This window comes from Bradyrhizobium sp. BWC-3-1, from assembly GCF_032917965.1.
Lineage (GTDB): Bacteria > Pseudomonadota > Alphaproteobacteria > Rhizobiales > Xanthobacteraceae > Bradyrhizobium > Bradyrhizobium canariense_D.
Window position 1 is genome coordinate 6,270,247 of record NZ_CP136625.1, and the last position, 25,278, is coordinate 6,295,524.

22 protein-coding genes are annotated in these 25,278 nt (G+C 64.5%); 11 read left to right on the forward strand and 11 right to left on the reverse strand.

Annotation, left to right across the window (positions count from 1 at the left end; translation table 11 throughout):
* Nucleotides 1–110 precede the first annotated feature (110 nt).
* A complete protein-coding gene (locus RX329_RS30355; protein WP_085362327.1) occupies nucleotides 111–797 on the reverse strand; it encodes a DUF2848 domain-containing protein in 687 nt (228 codons plus the stop codon).
* A complete protein-coding gene (locus RX329_RS30360; protein WP_085362326.1) occupies nucleotides 790–2,139 on the reverse strand; it encodes an amidase in 1,350 nt (449 codons plus the stop codon). Before RX329_RS30360 ends, RX329_RS30355 begins: the two co-directional genes overlap by 8 nt.
* 173 nt (nucleotides 2,140–2,312) lie before the next feature.
* Between RX329_RS30360 and RX329_RS30365 the strand changes: the two genes are divergently transcribed.
* The 4 genes from RX329_RS30365 (at nucleotide 2,313) to RX329_RS30380 (ending at nucleotide 6,032) form a co-directional block, all read left to right on the forward strand.
* Nucleotides 2,313–2,726 (forward strand): Zn-ribbon domain-containing OB-fold protein, encoded by a 414-nt coding sequence (locus RX329_RS30365; protein ID WP_026233272.1) that lies wholly within the window; start codon nucleotides 2,313–2,315, stop codon nucleotides 2,724–2,726.
* A 4-nt stretch (nucleotides 2,727–2,730) separates the two neighbouring features.
* Nucleotides 2,731–3,870 carry a thiolase C-terminal domain-containing protein gene (locus tag RX329_RS30370; protein ID WP_085362325.1) on the forward strand — a complete coding sequence of 380 codons (1,140 nt, stop codon included), beginning with the start codon at nucleotides 2,731–2,733 and terminating at the stop codon, nucleotides 3,868–3,870.
* A gap of 5 nt (nucleotides 3,871–3,875) precedes the next feature.
* Nucleotides 3,876–4,790, forward strand: coding sequence for an SDR family oxidoreductase (locus tag RX329_RS30375; protein ID WP_007593675.1), 915 nt, complete (start codon nucleotides 3,876–3,878; stop codon nucleotides 4,788–4,790).
* Between the two features lie 129 nt (nucleotides 4,791–4,919).
* A complete protein-coding gene (locus RX329_RS30380; protein ID WP_085362324.1) occupies nucleotides 4,920–6,032 on the forward strand; it encodes an SMP-30/gluconolactonase/LRE family protein in 1,113 nt (370 codons plus the stop codon).
* Between the two features lie 52 nt (nucleotides 6,033–6,084).
* On the opposite strand, the gene ppc is transcribed toward RX329_RS30380, so the two are convergent.
* From ppc to RX329_RS30400, 4 genes are all read right to left on the reverse strand, one after another.
* Nucleotides 6,085–8,874: a phosphoenolpyruvate carboxylase gene (gene ppc / locus RX329_RS30385; protein WP_085362323.1), complete on the reverse strand. Its 2,790-nt coding sequence runs from the start codon at nucleotides 8,872–8,874 to the stop codon at nucleotides 6,085–6,087.
* A gap of 1,380 nt (nucleotides 8,875–10,254) precedes the next feature.
* Complete coding sequence (locus RX329_RS30390; RefSeq protein WP_018456965.1) at nucleotides 10,255–10,659, reverse strand: YccF domain-containing protein; 405 nt, start codon at nucleotides 10,657–10,659, stop codon at nucleotides 10,255–10,257.
* A gap of 171 nt (nucleotides 10,660–10,830) precedes the next feature.
* Nucleotides 10,831–12,375, reverse strand: coding sequence for an acyl-CoA synthetase (locus RX329_RS30395; RefSeq protein ID WP_085362321.1), 1,545 nt, complete (start codon nucleotides 12,373–12,375; stop codon nucleotides 10,831–10,833).
* Between the two features lie 128 nt (nucleotides 12,376–12,503).
* A complete protein-coding gene (locus tag RX329_RS30400) occupies nucleotides 12,504–13,313 on the reverse strand; it encodes a crotonase/enoyl-CoA hydratase family protein (RefSeq protein ID WP_085362320.1) in 810 nt (269 codons plus the stop codon).
* A gap of 116 nt (nucleotides 13,314–13,429) precedes the next feature.
* Here RX329_RS30400 and RX329_RS30405 point away from each other — a divergent pair, with 116 nt between their 5' ends.
* Both RX329_RS30405 and RX329_RS30410 read left to right on the forward strand, forming a co-directional pair.
* Nucleotides 13,430–14,302: an SDR family oxidoreductase gene (locus RX329_RS30405; protein ID WP_018456968.1), complete on the forward strand. Its 873-nt coding sequence runs from the start codon at nucleotides 13,430–13,432 to the stop codon at nucleotides 14,300–14,302.
* 228 nt (nucleotides 14,303–14,530) lie between these two features.
* Complete coding sequence (locus RX329_RS30410) at nucleotides 14,531–15,277, forward strand: AMP-binding enzyme (protein ID WP_317244751.1); 747 nt, start codon at nucleotides 14,531–14,533, stop codon at nucleotides 15,275–15,277.
* A gap of 168 nt (nucleotides 15,278–15,445) precedes the next feature.
* Here RX329_RS30410 and RX329_RS30415 read toward each other — a convergent pair whose 3' ends face one another.
* Entirely contained in the window at nucleotides 15,446–16,720 is a 1,275-nt protein-coding gene (locus RX329_RS30415) for an acyl-CoA dehydrogenase family protein (RefSeq protein ID WP_018456970.1), read from the reverse strand.
* Nucleotides 16,721–16,930: 210 nt separating this feature from the next.
* Between RX329_RS30415 and RX329_RS30420 the strand changes: the two genes are divergently transcribed.
* The gene (locus RX329_RS30420; protein ID WP_085352188.1) at nucleotides 16,931–17,710 is read left to right on the forward strand and encodes an enoyl-CoA hydratase-related protein; all 780 of its coding nucleotides are present in this window, start codon (nucleotides 16,931–16,933) and stop codon (nucleotides 17,708–17,710) included.
* Nucleotides 17,711–17,856: 146 nt separating this feature from the next.
* On the opposite strand, the gene RX329_RS30425 is transcribed toward RX329_RS30420, so the two are convergent.
* Genes RX329_RS30425 through RX329_RS30435 form a run of 3 tightly spaced genes read right to left on the reverse strand, consistent with a single transcriptional unit; the run spans nucleotide 17,857 to nucleotide 20,008 of the window.
* Nucleotides 17,857–18,234, reverse strand: coding sequence for a DUF6285 domain-containing protein (locus RX329_RS30425; protein ID WP_085352187.1), 378 nt, complete (start codon nucleotides 18,232–18,234; stop codon nucleotides 17,857–17,859).
* A gap of 2 nt (nucleotides 18,235–18,236) precedes the next feature.
* The gene (locus tag RX329_RS30430) at nucleotides 18,237–19,223 is read right to left on the reverse strand and encodes a phosphotransferase family protein (protein ID WP_085352186.1); all 987 of its coding nucleotides are present in this window, start codon (nucleotides 19,221–19,223) and stop codon (nucleotides 18,237–18,239) included.
* Entirely contained in the window at nucleotides 19,220–20,008 is a 789-nt protein-coding gene (locus tag RX329_RS30435) for an enoyl-CoA hydratase/isomerase (RefSeq protein ID WP_085352185.1), read from the reverse strand. The genes RX329_RS30430 and RX329_RS30435 overlap by 4 nt, the downstream gene beginning before the upstream one ends.
* Nucleotides 20,009–20,172: 164 nt before the next feature.
* On the opposite strand from RX329_RS30435, the gene RX329_RS30440 reads away from it, so the two are divergent.
* The 3 genes from RX329_RS30440 to RX329_RS30450 all read left to right on the forward strand — a co-directional run bounded on the left by RX329_RS30440 (nucleotide 20,173) and on the right by RX329_RS30450 (nucleotide 22,908).
* Nucleotides 20,173–20,952 (forward strand): SDR family NAD(P)-dependent oxidoreductase, encoded by a 780-nt coding sequence (locus RX329_RS30440; protein WP_085352184.1) that lies wholly within the window; start codon nucleotides 20,173–20,175, stop codon nucleotides 20,950–20,952.
* A 25-nt stretch (nucleotides 20,953–20,977) separates the two neighbouring features.
* Nucleotides 20,978–21,358, forward strand: coding sequence for a VOC family protein (locus RX329_RS30445; protein WP_007593712.1), 381 nt, complete (start codon nucleotides 20,978–20,980; stop codon nucleotides 21,356–21,358).
* A gap of 272 nt (nucleotides 21,359–21,630) precedes the next feature.
* The gene (locus RX329_RS30450) at nucleotides 21,631–22,908 is read left to right on the forward strand and encodes an acyl-CoA dehydrogenase family protein (protein ID WP_018456976.1); all 1,278 of its coding nucleotides are present in this window, start codon (nucleotides 21,631–21,633) and stop codon (nucleotides 22,906–22,908) included.
* 49 nt (nucleotides 22,909–22,957) lie between these two features.
* On the opposite strand, the gene yghU is transcribed toward RX329_RS30450, so the two are convergent.
* Nucleotides 22,958–23,839 (reverse strand): glutathione-dependent disulfide-bond oxidoreductase, encoded by an 882-nt coding sequence (gene yghU, locus RX329_RS30455; RefSeq protein WP_085362319.1) that lies wholly within the window; start codon nucleotides 23,837–23,839, stop codon nucleotides 22,958–22,960.
* A gap of 303 nt (nucleotides 23,840–24,142) precedes the next feature.
* Between yghU and RX329_RS30460 the strand changes: the two genes are divergently transcribed.
* A complete protein-coding gene (locus RX329_RS30460; protein ID WP_085362318.1) occupies nucleotides 24,143–25,276 on the forward strand; it encodes a nitronate monooxygenase in 1,134 nt (377 codons plus the stop codon).
* Nucleotides 25,277–25,278 lie beyond the last annotated feature (2 nt).

Below are 25,278 nucleotides of genomic sequence, written 5' to 3' on the forward strand. Positions count from 1 at the left end.
CGTCTCTCTCCCCGTCATTGCGAGCGGAGCAAAGCAATCCAGAATTCCTCCGCGGAACCAGTCTGGATTGCTTTGTCGCAAGAGCTCCTCGCAATGACGAAGGAGAGACTTTAGCCCCGCACCGGCAGCGTCACCACGTCATAGCCGTGCTTGATCGTGCGCTTCAGCACGGGGTCCTCCAGCTCGAAATCGAAGCGATCGGCGGGACGGATGCCGCCCTTCGCCGCAAACGTACCGCCGAACATGGCGCAGCCGTCGGGGAATTTCCCACCGTCGAAGCCACGCGCGATGAGGTCGACGACCGGCAGCATCGCGTCGAGCGTGCCCTCCTGGTAGAGCACGCGCTCGCCCTTGATCGTGGCCCAGGAGCGCAGGATCATCCTGTCCCAATGGCCGATGACGTCCTCGAGCTCCCACACGGTGGATGCGATCGGCTTGTCGCACATCTGCTTGGACACCGTGACGTTGTAGGCTTCGACCTTGCGGTCGGTGTGGTCGGAACCGCAGCCGACGAAAATGCGACCCTGCCAGCCGATCAGCACGAACTCGACCTCGCCGGAGGAATCGCCGCCGGTGCATTCGATGCTGTCCTCCTGCGTCAGCCGCCGCGCCGAGGCACGGTAGTAGATCGGCGTCGAGGCCGGCGGCGCGATACCCATCTCCTGCAGCTCGGCAATGTGCTTGTCGCGCGCGACCGGATCGCGGCCGGTCCAGCCGGCGATGACCATCTGGTCGATCGCCAGCGTCAGCGGCGTGGTGGTGTCCTGGGTGTCAACGGTGAAGGTCAGGTCAAACACGAATTACGGCCTCCATGCCGGCAGCAAGCTCGAAGATACAGCGGTCCGATCCGCCCGCGCCCGCCAGCATCAGGCCGACGGGAATTTCGCCCTCGCGATGCGCCGGCAGCGAGATGGCGCAACCGTCGATCATGTTGATCAGGGTGCAATTGCGGAGCGCCCGCAGGTTTTCCCTGGTGAACTCCTTGTCGTCGGCGAGATCGGCGATTTTCGGCGGCGTGTTGGCGGTGGTCGGCAGCACCAGCGCGTCATAGGGCGCGATCCGCGCATTGACGCGGGCGATCAGCGAGCGGCGCTCGTGGAGAAGATCGATGTAGTCCGCCGCGCTCTGCGCCTCGCCGCGCATGATGCGCACGGAGACTCGGGGATCGTAGACGTCACCCTTGGATGTGAGGAGGTAGCGGTGCCAGGCGTAGCTTTCGGAAGCCGCAAAGCCGCCCTTGGCGTTCATCGGTCCGATGTCGTGGAATTCGGCCATCTCCATGCGCTCGATGATCGCGCCGTGATCGGCAAGGCTCTTGAGCGCACGCTCGAATGTCCCGGCCACAGCCGCGTCGAGGTCATCGAGCGCGATCGTGGTCGGCACCGCCAGCCGCATGCCCTTGACAGGTCGCGGCTTCAGCGGGCCGATCAGCTCGTTGGCGAGCACGGCATCGAGAATGGCACAGCAACTGACCGATCGTGCCAGCGGCCCGATGCTGTCGAGCGAGAACGACAGCGGCACAGCCCCGTCGAGCGGCACGCGCCGCTGCGTCGGCTTGTAGCCGACGATGCCGTTATAGGCCGCCGGAATCCGGCAGGAGCCGCCGGTGTCGGTGCCGAGCGCGCCATGCGCCATGCCGTCGAGCACGGACACCGCGGCACCCGAGGACGAACCGCCGGGCACGTGGCCCTCGGCCCGGTTCCAGGCGCCCTTTGGCGTGCCGTAATGCGGATTGATGCCGATGCCGGAATAGGCGAACTCGGTCATGTTGGTGCGCCCGATCACGACGAAGCCGGCCTTGCGCAGCCGCGCTACCGTGGGGGCATCCTGCTCGGCCGGCGAGGAATCATCGAGCGCGCGGGAGCCGGCGCGCGTCACCTGGCCCTTGATGTCGAAGAGATCCTTGATCGAGACCGGGATACCGGCGTAGCGCGACGGCGCCGCCTTCACCTTGCGCAAACCGTCCATCGCATCCGCCGCCACAAGCGCGGCGTCCCTGTCCACATGGATGAAGGTACGCTGCCCCTCGCCGGCCGGATCGGCGATTTTGGCGATGCAAGCCTCGACCAGCTTGCGGGAGCTGGTGCGGCCGCTTTCGAGGTCTTCGGCGAGCTTCTTCAGTGTCGAAAAATCGGGCATGTCTGTCTCACGGAATATTTGCGCGCAATGTATAGCGCTGCCTCACTTCGACACAAGCATTGTGCGCATGATGGCATGCATGCGCATTGCTGGACCGTTGACGCGCCATGGTCGATTGTCGCATCAAGATCGCAACAGCTGGGCTTCGCTTGGCCTTGGGAGGACCTGCCGAGATGGCCGAACCGCATCGCGCGCGACCGAAACCGACGCCGGAGACCCAGCATTTCTGGGACGGCACCAAGGCGGGCGAGTTGCGCCTGCAGCGCTGCGACGCCTGTGCGCATGTCTATTTCCCGCCGCGCCCGTTCTGCCCGTCCTGCGCCTCGCGCAAGGTCAGCATCTTCAAGGCGAGCGGCAAGGGCTTTCTCTACAGCTACGTGATCAACCACCGTCCCGCCGCGCCCGGCTTCACGCCGCCTTACGCGATTGCGGTAGTCGAGCTCGAAGAGGGACCGCGGATGATGAGCAACATCATCGACTGCCCGCAGACACCGGAGGCGCTCGAACTCGACATGAAGCTCGAGGTGGCCTTCGAGGCGCTCGACGACAAGATCACCCTTCCCGTATTCCGTCCGGCGAAGGGGTAAGCCCATGCGCAGCAATCAGGTTGCCGTCGTCGGCGCGGCCGAGACCACCGAGCTCGGTGTCATCCCCAACGCCTCGCAGCTCCAGCTTCACGCGGATGCGGCGCTCAATGCCATTGCCGATGCCGGGCTGAAGCTGTCCGACATCGATGGTTTCGCCACCGCCGTCGAAACGCCGCAGCAGGTCTGCCACTATCTCGGCATCAAGCCGACCTGGGTGGACGGCACCTCGGTCGGCGGCTGCTCCTTCATGCTGCACGTCCGCCATGCCGCCGCAGCGATCGAGGCCGGCCTGTGCAAGACGGTGCTGATCACCCATGCCGAGAGCGGCAAGTCGATGATCGGCAAGGCGCCGCGCTCGATTCCTGCCGACAGCCTGCAAGGCCAGTTCGAGGCGCCGTTCGGTGTCTACGGCCCGCCCAGCATGTTCCCGATCCCCGTGCTTCGCTTCATGAAGACCTATGGCATCACGCACGAGCAGCTCGCCTCGGTCGCAGTGGTGCAGCGGGAGTGGGCGGCGAAGAATCCGCGCGCGATGATGAAGGATCCCATCACGGTCGCGGACGTCCTCAACTCGCGCATGATCGCCTATCCGTTCCGCCTGCTGCAATGCTGCCTCGTCACCGACGGCGGCGGTGCGCTGATCCTGACCTCGGCGGACCGTGCCAGGGATTTTCCGCGCAAGCCCGTCTACATCATGGGCACCGGCGAGAGCGTGGAGACGCCGATGGTCAGCCAGATGGAGACGTTCAACTCCTCGCGCGCGTTCAAGACCGCGGGGCCCCTCGCCTTCAAGGAGGCCGGCATCGCGCATAAGGACGTCGACCATCTCATGATCTACGACGCCTTTGCGCATCTGCCGCTGTTCGGCCTCGGCGACCTCGGCTTCATGCCGCACGAGGAGACCGGAAAGTTCATCGCCGACGGCAACACGCGGCCCGGCGGCAAGCTGCCGCTCAACACCAATGGCGGCGGCCTGAGCTACATGCATTCGGGCATGTACGGCATGTACGCGCTCCAGGAGAGCGTGCGGCAGATGCGCGGTATCGCGCCGGCGCAGGTCGCCAACGCGAAGATTTCGGTGTGTCACGGCGTCGGCGGCATGTTCGCCGCGTCGGGCACGATCGTGTTTACGAACGAGAGGTAATCCACATGACGAAATCACTGCAAGACAAGGTCATCATCGTCACCGGCGCAGGCCGCGGCATCGGGCGCGAAATCGCGCTGCTCTGCGCCGGCGAGGGCGCCAAGGTCGTCGTCAACGATCCCGGCGTCGCCGCGGACGGCGCTGGCACCAGCGCCGCGCCCGCCGAGGAAGTGGTCGAGGAGATCAAGAAGCGCGGCGGCACCGCCGTCGCCAATTTCGAGTCGGTGGCCGAAGCCATCCCCGCCAGCAAGATCGTGAAGACCGCGACCGATCATTTCGGCCGGCTCGACGGCGTGGTCAACAATGCCGGCATCCTGCGCGACATGATCTTCCACAAGATGAGCGTGGAAGCGTTCGAGGCCGTCATCAAGGTGCATTTGATGGGCTCGTTCTACGTCAGCCACGCCGCGGCGCGGATTTTTCGCGAGCAGGAGTCCGGCTCGTTCGTGCACTTCACCTCGACCTCCGGCCTGATCGGCAACTTTGGACAAGCCAATTACGCCGCCGCCAAGCTCGGCATCGTCGGCCTGTCGAAGTCTATTGCGCTCGACATGGGCCGCTTCAACGTTCGCTCCAACTGCGTCTCGCCGTTCGCCTGGACCCGCATGATCGGGACCATCCCGACCGAGACCGAAGCCGAGAAGGCGCGCGTCGAGAAGATCAAGCAGATGGGCCCGGAGAAGATCGCGCCGGTCTGCGCCTATCTGCTCTCCGATGCCGCCAAGGACGTGTCCGGGCAGATCTTCGGCGCGCGCATGAACGAGCTGTTCCTGTTCAGCCAGAACCGTCCGCTGCGCTCGGTGCACCGGAGCGAGGGCTGGACGCCGCAATCGATCGCGGAACACGGCATGCCGGCGCTGAAGGGATCATTCTACAAGCTCGACCGCTCCGCCGACATCTTCCCGTGGGATCCCGTGTAAGGATCCCGTCGAGCCGCACTTCCGGCATTCCTGCTCTGCGATCTCCGGCTGCCTTGTCCGGAGATCGCTCCGCTTTACGCCCGATTGCTGGCGGATCATTTCCTCCCAACACAACTTTGGGAGGAAACCATGACAAGAATGCTGACCGACTCCGACGACACGACTGCAGGCAGCGGCCTCGCCCGCCGCACGCTCCTCAAGGGCGCCGCGACCGTTGCCGCATCCGCCCTGCTCGCCTCACGCGCGGACGCCCGCGACTTCGGCGCCAATGCCGAGCCGCAGCGCTATCCCGATCCTGACATCATTGCCATCGATCCCAAGCGCTTCAAGGCGAAGGTCGGCAACACCGCAATCAAGCGGCTCTATACCGGCTGCCTGTGGGCGGAAGGGCCAGCGTGGAATGCGCAAGGGCAATATCTGGTCTGGAGTGACATCCCCGCCAACCGGCAGCTGCGCTACCTCGATGACGACGGCCACATCTCCGAGCAGTTCCACAAGCCGTCGAACGAGGCCAACGGCAACTCGTTCGACACCGAGGGGCGCCAGCTCAGTGCCGAGCGCACCCGGCTCGTCCGCTACGAGCACGACGGTTCGGTGACGACCCTGGCCGAGCAGGCCGGCGGCAAGCCGCTCAACGGCCCCAACGACATGGTGATGCATCCCAACGACAAGGCGATCTGGTTCACCGATCCCGGCTACGGCGCGATCAGTATCTACGAGGGCAAGCTTGCCAATACCGGCTCGCTGCAGCCCCATCAGAAGGAAGCGGTTTATCGCATTGATCCGCAGAGCGGCCAGGTCGCGAAGGTGGCCGACGAGCCGTTCAAGCCGAACGGCATCGCTTTTAGTCAGGACTACAAGAAGCTCTATGTCTGCGACACCGGCATCACGCATTATCCTGAAGCCAAGAACGTGGTGTGGTCGTACGACATCGATGGGGCGAAGCTTTCGAACCCGAAGAAGCTGATCGACATGACGCTCGACGGCAAATCAGGCTTCCCCGACGGCCTGCGCGTCGACACCGAAGGCAACATCTGGGTCGGCGCCGGCTGGGTCGGCCCCGGCTATGACGGCGTGCAGGTGTTCGCGCCAAACGACGGCGCGCGCATCGGGCAGATCCTGTTGCCCGAGACCTGCGCCAACGTCTGCTTCGGCGGCAAGAAGCGCAACCGCCTGTTCATGACCGCGAGCCAGTCGCTCTATGCGGTGTATGTGGAGACGCAGGGCGCGCATTTCTGTTGAGTGCAGCGAATGGTGAGTGGCGAATCGATTCCACTCGCCACTCACCATGTCTCTACCCCGTATTCCTCAATCCCGCCGAGATCCCGTTGATCGTCAGCTGGATCCCGCGCAGCACCTGCTCGTCCGGGTTCTGCGCGCGGTGCTCTTTCAAGAGTTCGACCTGCACGTGGTTGAGCGGGTCGAGATAGGGGAAGCGGTGGCGCACCGAGCGCTCCAGCAGCGGGTTGCCTTGCAGCAGACGGTCCTGGCCCATGATGTCCAGCAGCGTCTCGATGCAGGAATGCCATTCGCGGCGGATGCGGCCGAAGATTTTTTCGCGGAGCGCCTCGTCGGGCACGAGCTCGGCATAGCGCGAGGCGATCGCGATCGAACTCTTGGCCAGCACCATGTCCATGTTCGACAACAGCATGCGGAAGAACGGCCATTCCTTGTAGAGCTCTTTGAGGAACGGCATGCCCTTGTCGGGATGCTCCGCGATCCACTGCTCGACCGCGCTACCAAAGCCGTACCAGCCGGGCAGCATCAGGCGGCATTGCGCCCAGGAGAACACCCAGGGGATCGCCCGCAAATCCTCGATCGCGCGGGTCTTCTTGCGCGAGGCCGGGCGGCTGCCGATGTTGAGCGTCGCGATCTCGTTGATGACCGTCGAGGCCCAGAAATAATCGACGAAGCCGTCGGTCTCGTAGACGAGGCCCCGATAGGCCTTGAAGGCGAGGCTTGAAAGCTCGTCCATCGCGGTCAGATATTCGCGGCGCGGCGCGCTCTGGCGCGGATGCAACAGGCTCGCCTCCAGCGTTGCGGCTGCCAGGATCTCCAGATTGTTGCGGCCGACTTCGGCGTTGGAGTATTTCGACGAGATGATCTCGCCCTGCTCGGTGATGCGGATCTGGCCGTTCACCGCGCCGCCGGGCTGGGCGATGATGGCATCATAGCTCGGTCCGCCGCCGCGGCCGACCGAACCGCCGCGGCCATGGAACAGGCGTAGGCGCACGCCGTGGCGCTCGAACACGTCGACGAGGCCGATCTCGGCCTTGTAGAGCTCCCAGCCCGAGGTGACGAAGCCGCCATCCTTGTTCGAGTCGGAATAGCCCAGCATGACCTCCTGCACGCTGCCGCGGCTGTCGACCAGCCGGCGGTAATCATGCAGCGAGAGCATGCGGTCCATGATGGTGGAAGACGCCTGCAGATCCTCGATGGTTTCGAACAGCGGCACGATGTTGATCGCGCTGCGCCCGGAGGGATGGACGAGACCGACCTCCTTCAGGAGCACCGCGACCTCGAGCATGTCGGACATGCCCTTGCACATCGAGATGATGCATTGGGGAATGGCGTCCGAGCCGAACTTCGCATGCGCCTCGGCGGCGGCATGGAAGACGTTGAGCTCGCCCATGGTCTCGTCGCTGTATTTGACGAATGGCGACACCAGCGAGCGCGTCGAGCGCAGCTCGTTGGTGAGCAGGGAGATGCGCGCGTCCTCGCCGAGCGCGAGATAGGACATGCCGGGGTTGGCGGCGTCCATCAGCTCGGCGATGGTGCGCTCGTGCACTGCCGAGTTCTGGCGGATGTCGAGCCGGGCCAGATGGAAGCCGAAGCAGTCCACCGCACGGCGCAGCAGCCGCAGCCGGCCGCGGGCGATGACGCCGGCGTTGTTGGAGATCAGAGAGCGGTGCAGCACGTCGAGATCGGCCTTGAGCTCCCCGACGCTGTCATACGGCGCGCCCTTGCCGACCGGCCGGCGCGTGATCTCGACCTGAAGCATTTCGGCCGTTGCAGTCAGGCGCGCATAGATGCCAGAGACCGCAAGACGATACGGCTCGCCGCTCCGGTGCGGCGAGGTATCGGGCGAGCGCTCCGCCAGCGTGCGCAGCTCCTCGGAGACGTCGGCGAGATGGGCCGCGATCGACAATTCCGAGCCGAGCACGTGCAGCTCATTCAGATAGAACTGCATCACCCGGCTCGACTGCAGCCGCAGCGTGCCGCGCATCACGTCGGCGGTGACGAAGGGATTGCCGTCGCGGTCGCCGCCGATCCAGCTGCCCATGCGCAGGAACGAGGCGAGCTCGCCGGCCGCCTGCTCGCCGCCCTCCTCCAGCCGGTCCTCCAGCGCGTTGACCAGCCGCGGCACCTCGCGGAGAAACGTGTAATCATAGAACGACAGGCCGTTGGCGACCTCGTCGAGCACGGTGAGCTTGGTCCGGCGCAGCAGATTGGTCTGCCACAGCGTCAGCACCTCGCGGCGGAGCTGCTCGTCGCTGGCGGCGGCCTCCTCCGCCGTCAGCGCGACGCGCTCGCGACGATCGAGCAGGCTAGCTACCTCCATCTCGCGGTCCATCGTGCTCTTGCGGCGGACCTCGGTCGGATGCGCCGTCAAAACCGGGCTGACCAGCGCGCTCTTGAAGAAGTTGCGCAGGGCATCGGCACCGATGCCCGCAGCCCTCGCATGGGCGAGCGTCTCGGCCAGCACGCCGGAGCCGCCGCCCTTGTTGGCGCGCATCTGGCGGATGTTGTTCTGGTCCTCGGCGATGTTGGCGAGGTGGGAGAAATAGCTGAAGGCGCGGACGATCCGCACCGTCTCGGAGGTCGACATGCTGTCGAGGATCTGCTCGAGCTCGCGGCGGGCGAGCCGGTCCTCGTCGCGGTGGAATCGGATCGAGGTCTGCCGGATGCGCTCGACCAGATCGAACAATTCAGGCCCCTCCTGGTCGCGCACCGTGTCGCCGAGAATGCGCCCGAGCAGGCGGATGTCGTCCCGCATCCGCGCGTCCGCCTCCATCGCCTGGACGTCCTCGGGGCGGTTGGGGCGCTGATCGGCGGTGTCGGATGATATGGTCTGGAGGGACATTGGCTCGCTCCGCTGTTCGAGCTCGCTTGGCTGCCCGGCTCAGCCGAGTGTGCAAGTTTTTTGCCGCAGCGCAAGATGAAGTTGGGGGCGGCGCGGCAACATCACCTATCATGGGAGAAATGCGCCTTGCCGACGGACGCGCGCACACGTCCGCGGTCTCGCGGCGCCGGGCCCGAGTTTTGCTGTCGTTTCGCCCTCATCGATAAAAAAGGGCGCAGGGAAGGCCGGGCGCCGGCTGGCACCCAGGGTCCGCAAGCGAAAGACGCACGCGGGGGTAACCACAGGTGATGCCGGAACATCCCGGCCTTCCCTGCGCAATGGTTTACGGCTTATGGCGCGCTCTCGCCGGGCAGCGATGCACTATTGCCCCCGTCGCCTCGCAGATGATCGATGCGCCCACCCGGTCGGGCCGCACATCACCGCAAGCCTTGACGCACAGACCCCGGGCGTCAGGACCACACGCTTTTGCCGTCCGCGGACGTCCCTCCCCGGACATCCGGAAGCTCGCGCGTGCTCGCCACCGAAGCCGAAAAGAACCGCTGTGACCGCGCCGGGTCGTTCGCGCGGATCGCGATGGCTCACAGGCGTAGCCCGCCCTGCCATCTCGTCACGCGCCGGCGCTGCCGCGTCCATCGCATCCCGGCTCACGTATCGTGACGATCGCGAAACGCCCTTTTTAGCGGGCCGGAATAGTTGCGGTTTACCCGAAGAAGCGAATTCGGTCAATCAGAATATTGGAGAACCGATCGATTGACCTGCATGTGGCGGGTTTTGCCCGTCGGGCAACGCGAGGGATTGTGGGTCGGAAGCATTGAGCGGCCACCCGACTCCAATCTCGGGACAATAGTGACGCTTACCAGTGGCGATGGTGCCGCCAGCCATAGTGATGGCCTCGGCCTCTGCCCCAGCCGTAATGATGACCACGGCCGCCGCGATGACCCCACCCGTGGCCACCGCCATGTCCGTGGCCGCCCTTGACCTCGATGGTGTCAGTCTGAGACGCGCCCAGTGCGTCCGGCTTGGCAACGGGCATCGCCGAAGCAGAAGGTGTGGGTGTTAAAGCAATGGCCCCCGCCACAAAGCCCATCAAGCAAAGCCACTTCATGCAATCGCCTCCCGATAAGAATGAACCAAGGGCCAGCCGCGGCACGTTGCGGCCGCGTTCGCTCCCGCTCGTCAACAATGAAGTCGGGAAAAAGTTGCAATGAAATGTGACGCATTGCGGAGGGGCAGGATACTTATGCCACGTTGAAAGCAGTCGTGGTCCACTTCGAATCAGCGCGCAGGATCGGTTGAGCGCTTGCGAAACCCATCATGCTTCGTCATCAGCGGACGGTTTGATGGGTTTCGCTGGCGCTCTACCCATCCTACGAGTTTGCCTTAAGCCGGCACGATCACCTTGCCGATCGGCCAGAGCGCGATGCCGGCGAGCTTGAGGTGGGCCCAGGCGAAGGGAATGCCGATGATGGTGATCGCGAGGGCCACGGCGGTGAAGAGGTGGCCGAGCGCCAACCACCAGCCGGCGAGCACGAACCAGATGATGTTGCCGATCACCCCGAGCGGGCCGGTGCCGACATCCTCGACACCGGTGACCTCATAGCGGCTGACCGCCCGCGAGCCGAACGGCATCAGCGTGTAGACGGCGATATTGAACGCCGCCCGCGCCCAGGGCAGGCCGATGATGGTGACCGCCATGATGACCGCGGCGACCAGCCAGCCGAGCGCCATCCAGGCGCCGCCAATGAGAATCCAGAGCAGGTTTAGCAGGATGGAAACGGGAGCCATGGGATGATCCGAAGGTCAATGATCCCGTGAGTATAGCACGATGCGCGAGGTTGCGATCGATAAAGCCGCTCACGTATTCGCGTGCTCGTGTAGCCCGGATGAGCGAAGCGACATCCGGGTCTTACTGGTTGTTATCCCGGGTATCGCTTCGCTCACCCGGGCTACGCACCGCTAGATCTTCCGCCCCGCCTGCTCCCAATAGGGATCGCGCAGGCGCCGCTTGAAGATCTTGCCGGAGTCTTCGCGCGGCAGCCCGGTGCGGATCTCGATGTGCTTTGGGACCTTGTAGTCGGCAAGCGAGGCCTTCAGGCGGGTGCGGATTTCGGCGGCACCCAGCGTAACGCCGGCTTGCGGCTCGACCACCGCCATCAGCGCTTCGCCGAACTCGGCATCGGGGATGCCGAACACCGCGCAATCATGCACGCCGGGCACCGCGTGCAGCACGGACTCGATCTCGGCCGGATAGATGTTGACGCCGCCCGAGATCACCATGTCGCGCTTGCGGTCGCAGATGAAGACGTAGCCCTCTTCGTCGATATAGCCGACGTCGCCGGAGGTGATGAAGCCGTCGCGATCGATTTCGGCGCGCTTCTCCGGCTTGTTGTGGTAGGTGAAATCGGCCATCCCGGCCATGCGCGAGTAGATCTCGCCGATCTCGCCTACACCCAGCACGCGTCCGTCCTCACCGATGAAGCGCAGCTCGGCGCCGGGCGAAATCCTGCCGACGGTGCCGGGCTTCCTCAGCGCGTCCTCGGAGGTCGCGAAGGTGACGGCGCTGGATTCGGTCGAGCCGTAGAATTCATAGATCACCGGCCCCCACCATTCGATCATGGCGCGCTTGACGTCCGCCGGACAGGGTGCTGCGGCGTGAATGATGTGGCGGAGCGAGGAGACGTCGTATTGCTTGCGCACCTCCTCCGGCAGCTTCATCAGGCGGATGAACATGGTCGGCACCATGAAGATGGTGTCGATCTTGTAGCGCTCGATCAGCTCGAGCAATTCCTCGGGCTCGAAGCGGGGCATCAGCACCAGTGCGCCGCCGAGTTTTCCCGCGCGAATGCCGAACGAGTTCGGCGCGGAGTGATAGAGCGGGCCCGGCAGGATCGTGCGGGCGCCGGGCTTGAGCCCGTAGATCATCGCGCGCATGCGCTCGCCGGCAGCCGCCTGCTCCGGCGTCGGCGCGTTGCGCCGTACGCCCTTGGGGTGGCCTGTCGTGCCCGAGGTGTAGATCATGTTCATGGGCTGCGGCACGACCGGGCCGTCATAGGGCTGGTGCTCTGCGAGCCAGGATTCGAAATCGATCGCGAAGTCCGGCGTCTTCAGATGATCGGGATCGATCTTGTAGCTGGACAGGATCTCCGGGGGCGTCGGCACGCTGAGCACGGTGACGCCTTGGGGAATCGCATCGCGCAAGGCATGCAGCATGTCGGCATGGCCGATCAGCACGGAGGTGCCGGTGTCGTTCAGGATGTAGTTGATCTCCTCCGGCTTGAAGTGCCAGTTGATCGGCACGCCGTAGGCGCCCAGCCGCATGGCGGCATAGGCGGCTTCGATGAAGGCGATGTCGTTGCGCATCAGCATGCAGACGCAATCGCCCTGCCTGACGCCGATCTGGCTGAGACCGCTCGCGATGCGGTCGGCACGATCAGCGACCTCGGCATGGGAGCGGCTGCGCCCGCCGGAGACGATGCCGAGGAAATTTGAGGTTTCGCTCATTGTTGTTTTTCTTTGTTGTTGAAGTTGCCCCTCATGGTGAGGAGGCGCAAGGCGCCGTCTCGAACCATGAGAGCCCGTGGCCCATCCCTCGAGACGCCGCTTCGCGGCTCCTCGGGATGAGGTCTGCGCTAATCCGCAAACTTCGGCGCGCGCTTCTCGAGATTGGCACGCACCGCCTCGGTCTGGTTCGCGCTGCCGATCAACTTCTGCTGCTCGACGGACTCGGCGAGTAGCGCGGGGCCCGGATCGACCGAGAGATTGTTGAGCATGCGTTTCGCGGCGCGGATCGCATCGGGGCTTTTTCCCGCGATCTCGCGCGCGACGTCGAGCGCGGCAGCGCGCGGGTCGTCGCAGATGCGCGTGGCGAGACCGTAAGCCATCGCCTCCTGCGCGGAGAAGATGCGGCCGGTGTAGGTGAGATCGCGCAAGATGTCGTCGCGCACGAGCGAAGCCAGGATCGGCGTGCCCGCCATGTCGGGTACCAGACCCCATTTGATTTCCATCACCGACATTCGCGCATCGGGCGTGAGGAAGCGCATGTCGGCGCCGAGTGCGAGCTGGAAGCCGCCGCCGAAGGCGACGCCCTGGATCGCCGCGATCACGGGGACCGGAAGCTGGCGCCAGCCCCACACGGCCTGTTGCGCAAAATTCGCCTGGCCGTGCGTGCGTTTGGTGAGGTCGCGATTTTCGCCACCCGGAATTCCATTGCCCCCCTTTTCCTTCATGGCGGCAAAACGCCCCATGTCGAGACCGGCACAGAAGGCGCGGCCCTCGCCGGACATCACCACGACGCGCACGCCTTTTTCCTTCGAAAGCCGATCCGTTGCGGCCACAAGGGCCTCGAACATGGCCTGATCCAGCGCATTCATCTTGTCCGCGCGCACCAGGCGCACGTCGGCGACGCCTTCCGAGATCGAGATCGAGACGCGCTCTTCCATGGATGAATTCTCCCCTGGTTCCCGGCTGTTCTTGTTCGGTGCCGCTTTACAGGAAGCCGGCGGCCGGATTTAGTCAATCGATCAATTAACCGACAATCGCGACGGGGGAAACAGCCATGTTCAAGGAAAATCTTCTGGCGGGGCGGCGCATCCTCGTGACCGGCGGCGGCACCGGGCTCGGCAAGTCGATGGCGGCGCGCTTTCTCCAGCTCGGCGCGGAAGTCCACATCTGCGGCCGGCGCAAGATCGTCTGCGACGAGACCGCGACCGAGCTGATGGCCGAGCATGGCGGCCGCGTCACCAGCCACGGCGTCGACATCCGCAACGCGCTCGCGGTCGAGGAGATGATCGAGACCATCTTTCGCGACGGCCCCCTCACCGACCTCATCAACAACGCCGCCGGCAATTTCATCTCGCGCAGCGAGGAGCTGTCGCCGCGCGGCTTTGACGCCGTCGCCAACATCGTCATGCACGGCACGTTCTACGTGACGCAGGCGGTCGGCAAGCGCTGGATCGCGTTGAAGCAGCCCGGCAACGTCGTCTCGATCACCACGACCTGGGTACGCAACGGATCGCCTTACGTGGTGCCGTCGGCGATGAGCAAGTCGGCGATCCATGCCATGACGATGTCGCTCGCCACCGAATGGGGCCGCTACGGCATCCGGCTGAACACGATCGCGCCGGGTGAGATCCCGACCGAGGGCATGAGCAAGCGCATCAAGCCCGGTGACGAAGCCGGCGCGCGCACCAAGGCGATGAACCCGATGGGCCGCGTCGGCACCATGGAGGAATTGCAGAACGTCGCCGTGTTCCTGATCTCCGGCGGTTGCGACTGGATCAGCGGCGAGACCATCGCCATGGACGGCGCGCAGGCGCTCGCGATGGGCGGCAATTTCTACCAGCTCCGCGACTGGAGCGACGACGACTGGAAAACCGCACGCGAGAGCATCATGGCGCAGAATGAAAAGGACCGTGCGAAGCGGGGCTGAGGCTCTCTCCGTAGTCGTCCTGGCGAAAGCCAGGACCCATTATCACCGAATGTTCTTTGGCGAAGATTGGCCATGGCCAGTCTTCGCCGAATTGCGTTTTGTGGCTATGGGTCCTGGCTTTCGCCAAGACGACGACGCTGAAGCCATGGCGTACCCTCTCCCATCTTGTCTTCGCCCGCGGATGACGCCACACTCCGCGGCATAAGAACAAGACGTCACGGGAGAGACATGTCCACCACACAGCCATTGGCTGACCTCGCCGACATGGTGCGCGAGCGCGCCAAGAGCCGCGGCAATGCCATCGCCTTCGAGTTCGAAGGTCGTGTCACCAGCTTCGCCGAGTTCGACATCAAGACGAATCGCGTCGCCAATGCGCTGATCGCGATGGGTGTGAACAAGGGCGAGCGCATCGCCTATCTCGGCAAGAACAGCGACAACTATTTCGAGCTGCTGATGGGTGCCATGAAGGCCGGCGTGGTGATGGCGCCGGTGAACTGGCGGCTCGCGGGCCCCGAGGTCGCCTTCATCGTGAGCGACTGCAAAGCGCCGGTGCTGTTCGTGGGACCTGAGTTCATCACCCAGGTCCGCCAGATCAAGGACCAGTTGCCGGGCGTGCGCAGCGTCATCACCACCGAAGGCGGCGCGCCGGACATGATCATCTCCGGGGGCGAAAACATCTACCCGGCCGAGGTCGAGAGCGCGCTGTGCGATCATCCCGACGTCGCGGAAGCTGCCGTGATCGGCATACCCGACGACAAATGGGGCGAGGCGGTGAAGGCCGTTGTGGTGATGAAGCCCGGCAAGCAGGCGACCGCCACCGACATCATCAACTTCACGCGCGAGCGCATCGCCGGCTTCAAGACGCCGAAGAGCGTGGAGTTTTTGCCGGCGCTGCCGCGCAATCCCTCAGGCAAGATTTTGCGACGGCAGTTGCGGGAGCCGTATTGGGCGGGAAAGGATAGAAGGGTGAATTAGCACCACTCCAGCCACATCGTCGTCCCGGCGAAGGCCGGGACCCATAGCCACAGGATTGGGTTTTGCGAAAACTCGGAGTTGCCGTCTCGCGCAACGACTTCTCCGTGGGGTAATGGGTCCCGGCCTTCGCCCGGACGACTCCGGGGAGAGACTGCGCGCAACAATCCCTCAATGCTTCCCCGGCCCCATATAGCCGAACAAAAATCCCGCTACCTTGCGGATCTGGATCTCCTCGCTGCCCTCGGTGATGCGATAGCGGCGGTGATGGCGGTAAATGTGCTCGAACGGCTTGTGGCGTGAATAGCCCATGCCGCCGTGAACCTGCATGGCGCGGTCGGCAGACTCGCAACACAGGCGGTTTGCCCAGTAGTTGCACATCGAGACGCGGTCGGAGAGCGTGCGCTCGATCTGCTCCTCGGTGAGCTTGTCCATTTCCCAGGCGGTCTTGCGGATCAACAGGCGCAGCATCTCGGCCTGCGTCGCAAGCTCGACCAGCGGGAATTGGATCGCCTGGTTCTCGGCCAGCGCCTTGCCGAACGGTTTTCGCTCGCGCGCATACTTCACGCTCTCGTTGATGCAGTAGACCGCTGCCCCCAACGAACTCGCTGCCTGCCGGATGCGGTTTTGATGGACAAAACATTGCGCCAGCGACAGGCCGCGACCGTCCTCGCCGAACAGCGCATCCTCCGGCACGAACACGTCCGTAAAGCTGACGCGGGGATGATCGGTCGGCATGTTGAAGGTCCACATATACTCTTCGATCTTCACGCCATGGCTCGTGGCCGGCACCAGGAAGCAGGTGATGCCGCGGGCATCGCCGTCATTGCCTGACGTGCGCGCGAACAGCGCGCAATGCGTGGCGACGTGCATGCCGGTCGTCCACATCTTCTCGCCGTTGATGATCCAGCCCTTGACGTTGTCACGGGTCGCGGGCACCGCGCGCGCTTCCATATGGGTGGCGTCGGAGCCGTGATTTGGCTCGGTCAGGCCGAAGGTGATGCGGTACTTGCCCTTGATCGAGCCGTCGATCATCGCCTTCTGGTCGTCGCGTCCGTAGCGATCGAGCATGGTGGCGACGGGGAAGTTGCCGACGATGGAATGCTCGTTCTGGAGGTCGTTGTGCAGGCCGAGCCCCTTGGCGGCAAAGTGCTCGCGGATGACCGCCATCCAGAGGTTGGAGCCATTCTTGCCGCCATATTGCTTCGGCACCGCAAAACGCAAATGACCGGCGGCGTCTGCGAGATCCTTGGCCTTGCGCAGCAGCGCCTCCCATTCGTGGCGCGGCAGGCCGCCATTCTCGAAATCGGTGCGCGCCCATTCGCGGCGGTGATCGAAGAAGCGGATGTTATCGTCGACCGCCTCCAGCGGCTTGATCTCGCGTTCGATGAAAAGGTCGAGCTCTGTGAGATAGGCGACGAGATCGGCAGGCAGCGAGAAATCCACGGCTCTCTCCCGGATGATTTTTTCGTTTTGCGTTAAGGCGCTGGGCGCAGCTTTGCTTCGCACGATTAAGGTGGGAAGAGCGCCGCCAAGTCAAGCAATGGGAGACGTGTGAGATGCGCAAGGCGCATTGCGCAATTCGATGGTGCTCCAGCGCGGAGGCGCGGTAGTATTCCGGCAATATTCCTTCACGAGAAACTGCGGGAGCGCACGATGGAGCTGAAATTTTCCAAGGTGGAACGCAAGGGGCCGATCACGATCGTCACGCTGTCGCGGCCCGAGGTCTACAACGCGCTGCACACCGACGCGCATTTCGAGCTCAACAAGGTGTTTGACGATTTCTCCGCCGATCCCGAGCAGTGGATCGCGATCGTCACCGGTAGCGGCGACAAGGCGTTCTGCGCCGGCAACGATCTGAAATGGCAGGCCGCCGGCGGCAAGCGGGGCTGGGACAAGGGCGGCTTCGCCGGCCTCACCGCGCGCTTCGACTGCGACAAGCCGATCATCGCCGCGGTCAATGGCGTGGCGATGGGCGGCGGTTTCGAGATTGCGCTGGCCTGCGACCTGATCATCGCCTCGGAGAACGCGACCTTCGCCTTGCCCGAGCCGCGCGTCGGGCTGGCCGCACTCGCCGGAGGCCTGCACCGGCTGCCGCGCCAGATCGGGCTGAAGCGCGCCATGGGCATGATCCTCACCGCGCGTCATGTCAGCGCCAAGGAGGGTCTCGAACTCGGATTCGTCAACGAGGTGGTGCCGCAGGGCGAAGCGCTCACGGCCGCGCTGCGCTGGGCCGAGATGATCACCAAGAATTCGCCGATGTCGATCCGCGCGTCAAAGCAGGCGATCCAGAAGGGCCTCGGCGTGTCGCTGGAGCAGGCGATCGAGGAGCAGCGGGAATATCCGGCCGTGAAGGCGATGGTTGCGTCCCAGGACTACATCGAGGGTCCGAAGGCGTTTGCGGAGAAGCGGCCGCCGAAATGGGTGGGGAAGTGAAGGGTCGCTCGGCTCATCACCGCCGTCATGCCCCGGCTGGACCGGGGCATCCAGTACGCCGCGGCTTCTCGGCTCAATCAATGCCGCCTCTGGAATACTGGATTGCCCGCCTTCGCGGGCGATGACAGCAGAGAGTGTAGTACCGCCTACCCGCTTCGCGAGAGTTCGCGTTTGTACGACGCGTAATTCGGCTGGTCCACCGCAAGCTTGTCCATGGTCGTTTGCCACAGATGCTCGGCAAGGCCGGGCGTCGCTAGATCGACCTCGCCCTTGGCGATGCGCTCGGCCAGCGTGCGGTTGAGATCGGTCACCGAGCCGTCCATGCCGAGCAGAGCACGCAGCCGCTCCACCTCCGCGGCGTCGCTCCCCTCCTCCCGCGTCAACTGCCTTGTCACGAGATCGAGGATGTTGATGGCCACGCGCAGCTTGAAGGCCTGGTGGCCGGAGATCAGCGGCGCGATGTCGTTGCGGAGGAAATCGGCGACCGACTTCGTCAGCTCGATCGGGGTCGGCTCGTCCTGCATGGTCAACTCCCCCGCGGCGCCAGCAGCCGCAACAGATCGATCTCGGTCTCGGAAGCGCGACGGCCGATCATGGCGCGTTCCATCGAATGGTCCGGACTTTCGCGAAAGCGCTGCATCATGCCGCCGCACATGATGCCCCAGCGCAGCGTGCCCATCACTTCCCAGAATTTGACACGCGATGGATCGACCTTCCGCCCAGCCGCCTCATAGCCGGCGAACAGCTCCTCACGCGAGCCAAAGCCGCCGACCGGCTTGTCGATCTCGCCAAAGCGCCAGGAGTTGACGCAAACCCAGCCGAGATCCTCCATGGGATCGCCGAGATGGGCGAGCTCCCAGTCCAGCACCGCGCGCACGCCGTCGGCGCCAATGATGAGATTGCCGTTGCGGAAATCGCCATGCACCAGCGTCGTCTCGGCCGAAGGGCCCGGATCGTGGTCGCGGAGCCAGCGCAGCGCCAGCTCGAAGACGGGTTTGGGCCAGTCCAGGCTGCGATAATCGCGTTCGAACTCAGAGATCTCCTCCGTCGCGGACCGGCTGCGCAGCTCGGGCAATTTGTCCCGCGGTAGCCCGTGCAGCTTCGCGAGCACGCCGCCGATCTGCCGTGCGAGACGCGGCCGCGCCGCCGCAAACTCGTCGTCGCGCAGAATCTTGCGCGCGATGGTTTCGCCCTCGACCCGCTGCATGATGAAGCCGGTGCCGAGATCGTCGTCCGGCGGGAGCACATGCATCACGCGCGGCGACGGCACGCCGGCCTCATAGGCAAGCTGCATCAGCTGCGCTTCCGCGCCGAGACCTGCCGCGCGCGTCGGCGCCGCGCCATACCCCTTCGGCGAGCGGCGCAGGATCGCACCGATCGGCCCGTCGGGATGCACGATGTCGAAGCGCCAGGTCTCCTGGCTGGCGCCGCCGGACAGCTTGGCCGCGCCGGTCACGCCGGCGGCCCCCTCGCACCAGCGCGCAACGCTGCGGGAAAGCTCAGCCTCGATCATTTGCCCTTGAACTGCGCCGGACGCTTCTCCAGGAAGGCGCCAACACCTTCGCGGAAATCATCCGTGTCGCCGGCACGGAGCTGGCACTGAAATTCGAGATTGAGCTGATCCTCGAAGGAATTCTCGGGGCTGTCCCAGTACAGCTTGCGGATCAGCGACAGCGCGACCGTCGGGCCGCTGGCGAGGTCGCGCGCAAGCTTCATCGCCTCCTCCATCAGCACGCCGTCATCATAGACGCGGTTGACGAGGCCCCATTCCAGCGCCTTCTCGGCCGGGAGCCGCTCGCCCATCAACGACAATTCGATCGAGCGTGCCTTGCCGATCAGCCGCGGCAAGAGCCAGGTCGAGCCGCAATCCGGCACCAGACCGATGCGGCGGAACGCTTGCAGGAAATAGGACGAGCGCGCGCACAGGATCATGTCGCCGAGCAGCGCGAAGCTCATGCCGGCGCCGGCCGCCGGGCCGTTGACCGCGGTCACGATCGGGCAATGCAGATTGCGAATGCGGCGCAGGAAGGGATGGAAGCCGGTCTCGAGCGTCAGGCCGGCCTTGGTCTTCTTCGACTGGTTGTTGCGGCCCTGGAGATTCGCCCCGGTGCAGAACGCCCGCCCTGCGCCCGTCAGCACCACGCAGCGCACCTCGTCCTTCTTCTCCTCGATCGTGTCGAGCGCTTCTGAGAGACCGCCCAGCATGTCCACGGAGACCGCGTTCATCACCTCCTGATGGTCGAGCTTGAGGATCGCGACCGAACCATCGAGATCGAGCGTGACGTGTTTGAACTGCATGGTTTCCTCGTGAGTTGCGGCCTGTGCCAGTTTCGCAGACCGGAATTGATTTGCCGGGGCGCATATTTGATTTTTGGCGCGGTCTTGTCCATGGTGATCGGAGCCTAGCAAGCAATCTTGCGCGCAGCGGCTGATGCGCACGAAGCAAAAACAGGAAACGCGCCATGAACCTTTTCGACCTTTCGGGACGCGTCGCCGTGATCACCGGCGGCAATGGCGGCATCGGGCTGGGCATCGCGCAGGCGCTCGCCGGCCAGGGCTGCAACGTCTCGATCTGGGGCCGGAATGCTGACAAGAACAAGGCCGCTGCCGCGAGCCTGGCCGGGCTATCAGGCAAGGTCGACACGCGGGTCTGCGACGTCACCGACCCGGCCTCGGTCAATGCCGCGATGAAGGCCACGCTCGACACATTCGGCCGGGTCGACGGCTGCTTCGCCAATGCCGGCATCGGCGGCGGCGGCCGGCGCTCCTTTATCGAACGCACCGAGGAAGAATGGCGCACGATGTTTGCGACCAATCTCGACGGCGTGTTCCACGCGTTCCAGGCTGCCGCAAAACACATGACCGCGCGCGCCGAGGCCGGCGATCGCTTCGGCCGGCTGGTGGCGACTTCGAGCCTCGCCTCGATCTTCGGCACCGCGCGCAACGAGCACTATGCCGCGACCAAGGCCGCGATCAACGCGCTGGTGCGTGCGCTCGGCGTCGAGCTGGCGCGTCACGGCGTCACCGCGAACGCGATCCTGCCGGGCTGGATCAAGAGCGACATGACCTCGGGCCTGATGGCCAACGAGAAATTCGTCGCCAACGTGATGCCGCGAATTCCGGTGCGGCGCTTCGGCGAGGCCAGCGACTTCGGCGGCATCGCGGTGTATCTGATGAGCAAGGCCTCGTCGTACCACACGGCGGATACGTTCGTGATCGACGGCGGTTATACGGCGTTTTGATTTTCATAATGAGGGGAACGGGCACATGTTTTCACACGTCATGATCGGCACCAACGACCTCGACAAGGCCAAGGCCTTCTACGACAATTTGCTGTCCACGCTCGAGGTGCGGCCGGCGCGGGTCGACGGCCATCGCATCTTCTACATTACCAAGACCGGCGTGTTCTCGGTCACAAAGCCGATCAACGGCGAAGCGGCGACGCCTGCGAATGGCGGCACCATCGGCTTTGCCGCCAACTCGCCGGAACAGGTCAATGCATGGCATACGGCCGGCATCGCCGCCGGCGGCGTTCCTTGCGAAGATCCTCCTGGTATCCGTCAAGGCCCGGGCGTCAACCTCTATATTGCCTATTTGCGTGACCTCGACGGCAACAAGATCTGCGCGATGCACCGGATGGCAAGCTAGGCCGGCCGCAACCACCGCTGTCATGCCCCGGCTTGGCCGGGGCATCCAGTACGCCGCAGCTTCTCGATAGATCACATACGCCTCGGAGTACTGGATCGCCCGATCAAGTCGGGCGATGACAGCGAGAATGCCGCCCATTCAAACAACATTTCAAACGTCCGCGATATTCCATCGCATGGCATGGCTCGCGTTGAAAAAAAGCGCGCTCGCACTTTGGCGACGCTGCGACTATTCTCCGGCGCAACGCGATCTCAGCGACCCCGGGAGGAACAATGACAAAACACACCTATATTCCCCGCACCACCAACTACACCCTCAATCCCGGCGACGAGCTCAACGACCTCAGGATGTCGGACCAGGTCCGGCCGCTCTACGATCACGTCAGGAAGTTCATCCGCGACACCGTCGAGCCGATGTCGACCGAATTCGCCAAGGCCGGCGAAGGCAAAGAGGATCGCTGGAGCTTCACGCCGAAGCAGCTCGAGGTGCTGGAGAAGGCCAAGAACAAGGCCAAGCAGGAAGGCCTCTGGAACTTCTTCCTGCCCGACGACGAGACCGGCCAGGGCCTGAAGAATCTCGACTACGCCTATATCGCATCCGAGCTCGGCAAGAGCCCACTGGCATCGGAGAGCATGAACTGCTCGGCGCCTGATACCGGCAACATGGAGGTGCTGGAGCGCGTCGGCACCAAGGAGCAGAAGGAGAAGTGGCTGAAGCCGCTGATGAACGGCGAGATCCGCTCCGCCTATGTCATGACCGAGCCGAACGTCGCCTCCTCCGATGCCAAGAACATCTCGACGAGCGCAAAGCTCGTCGGCGACGAATGGGTCATCAACGGCGAGAAGTATTACATCTCCGGCGTCGGCGATCCCCGCTGCAAGATCCTCATCGTGATGGTGAAGACCAACCCGGATGCGGCGCCGAGCAAGCAGCAGTCGCAGATTCTGGTGCCGCGCGACACGCCCGGCGTCGAGGTGCTCGGTCCCATGTACGTGTTCGGCCAGGACCACGCGCCGCGCGGCCACATGCACATGCGCTTCAACAACGTGCGCGTGCCCAAGGAGAACATTCTGCTCGGCGAAGGCCGCGGCTTCGAGATCTCGCAGCTTCGGCTAGGCCCGGGCCGCATCCATCACTGCATGCGCACTATCGGCAAGGCCGAGAAGGCGCTCGATTTGATGGTGCAGCGTGGCCTCACCCGCGAAGCCTTCGGCAAGAAGATCGCCCATCTCGGCGGCAACATGCAGATCATCGCGCAGGCGCGCTGCGAGATCGAGGCGATGCGGCTGATGGTGCTGAAGGCCGCCAAGGCCATGGACGTGCTCGGCAACAAGGAGGCTCGCGTCTGGGTCTCCATGGTCAAGGCCATGGTGCCGGAACGCGCCTGCAAGATCATCGACCAGTCGATCCAGATGCACGGCGCCACCGGCATCTCGCACTGGACCCCGCTCGCGGAGATGTATCAGGACGTGCGCCATCTCCGCTTCGCGGATGGTCCGGACGAGGTGCACTGGATGGTGGTGGGACGCCACGAGCTGAGCATGGCGTGATCAACTGCCTCTCTTCCCCTCTCCCCGCACGCGGGGAGAGGCGAAGGGGCTACGACGCGGCCACCTCGCCGATCTTGTCCTGCGTCTTGGTCTCGAAATCGCTAGCGTCATGCCGCTCGTGAAGCTGGCTGGCGGGATCTCCGGAGACACGGTTGACCATGCGGCCGCGCTTGACGGCCGGGCGCTTGGCGATCTGGTCGGTCCAGCGCTGCACGTGCTTGTAGTCCTGCACGGACAGGAATTCGCCGGCGCCGTAGACCAGCCCCTTGGCGAGCGCGCCGTACCAGGGCCACACCGCCATGTCGGCGATGGTGTATTCGCTGCCGGCGAGATATTCGTTGTCGGCGAGCCGGCGGTCGAGCACGTCGAGCTGGCGCTTGGTTTCCATCGCGAAACGGTCGATGGCATATTCGATCTTGGTCGGCGCGTAAGCGTAGAAATGGCCGAAGCCGCCGCCGAGATAGGGCGCGCTGCCCATCTGCCAGAACAGCCACGACATCGCTTCAGTGCGGCTCTTGATGTCCTTCGGCAGGAAGGCGCCGAACTTTTCGGCGAGGTAGAACAGGATAGAGCCGGACTCGAACACCCGGATCGGCTCCGGGCCGGAGCGGTCCATCAGCGCCGGGATCTTGGAATTCGGATTGATGTCGACAAAGCCGCTGCCGAACTGGTCGCCGTTACCGATTCTGATCAGCCAAGCGTCGTATTCCGCGCCCTTGTGGCCGAGCGCCAGAAGCTCCTCCAGCATCACGGTGACCTTGACGCCGTTCGGCGTCGCCAGCGAATAGAGCTGGAAGGGATGCTTGCCGACCGGCAGCTCCTTGTCATGGGTGGGACCGGCGATCGGGCGGTTGATGCTGGCGAACTGTCCGCCGTTCTCCTTGTTCCAGGTCCAGACCTTGGGCGGCACGTAGGCGGGGGTGTCGGTCATGCGAGGGCTCCGGCAAAAAGATGCGTCTGCATTAATTAGCCCGCGGACGGCGGATGGCAAGCCCTGCCGGCCCTGCGTCCGGCGCGGGCCTCGCGACCGCGTCATGCGTCCGACGTTGCCGAGGACGGCCATCACGAGAAGCCGCATCTGTCGAGCCGGGCGTACGGCTTCGCGCAACACGGCGTGTGCACGCAAGATGCGCCGCCAAATCCGGATTGGCATAGCGCAAGACGATGGTCTAGCGTCGATGAGCCTTCGCTCAAGATTGCGACAACAGCAACGCGAGGCCGCCGGGAGAGAACGATGAAATCGCCGATCTGCGACATGCTGGGCATCGATTTCCCGCTGCTCGCCTTCAGCCATTGCCGCGATGTCGTCGCGGCTGTCAGCCGCGCCGGTGGGTTTGGCGTGTTAGGTGCGACCGTGCACACGCCGGATACGCTCGAACGCGAGCTGAGATGGATCGACAAGCACGTTGACGGCAAGCCTTACGGCGTCGACGTGCTGATCCCCGAAAACATCTCGACTGCGGGCGAGAAGGACGTCACCTGGAAGAGCCTTGAGGCGCGCGTGCCACAGGAGCACCGCAACTACACGCGCAATCTCCTGAAGAAATACGACATCGAACTCACGACCACCGAGGTCGCCGACAACCAGCCGCAGCCGTTCGATGGCAGGACCGCGCTGGAGCTGCTGGAGGTCTCGTTCAACCACCCGATCCGCCTGATCGCCAATGCGCTCGGCGTGCCGCCGAAGGCCATGATCGAGATGGGCAGGAAGCACGGCGTGCCGGTCGCGGCCCTGGTCGGCGCCAAGGAGCACGCGCTGCGCCAGGTCGCGGCCGGCGTCGATATCCTCGTGGTCCAGGGCACCGAAGCTGGCGGCCATTGCGGCGAGGTCTCGACCATGGTGCTGGTGCCCGAGGTGATCAAGGCGATCAAGAATATCCGCGACGTGCCGGTGCTGGCGGCCGGCGGCATCATGACGGGACGACAGATGGCGGCCTGCATGGCGATGGGTGCCGCGGGCGCCTGGACCGGCTCGGTGTGGCTTGCGACCGTCGAGTCCGAGACCACGGAGATCTTTCGCGAGAAGATGATCGCGGCATCGTCGCGCGATGCGGTGCGCTCTAAGGGCCGCACTGGAAAGCCGGCACGGCAACTTCGTTCGGTCTGGACCGACGCCTGGGACCGCGCAGCCGAGAGCCCCGGCGCATTGCCGATGCCGCTGCAAAGTATCGTCAGCCGCGACGCCTTCAACTCGATCGACCGCGCCGCGGCGGGCGGCAACGCCAAGGCGCGCGATCTCGTGAGTTACTTCGTCGGCCAGGGCGTCGGGCTGATCGACAGCGTGAAGTCGGCCGGTGCGGTGGTGCAGGAGTTCAAGGAAGAGTTTGCCGAAACCGTCGAGCACATGAATGCGCTGGTGGCGGAGTGATT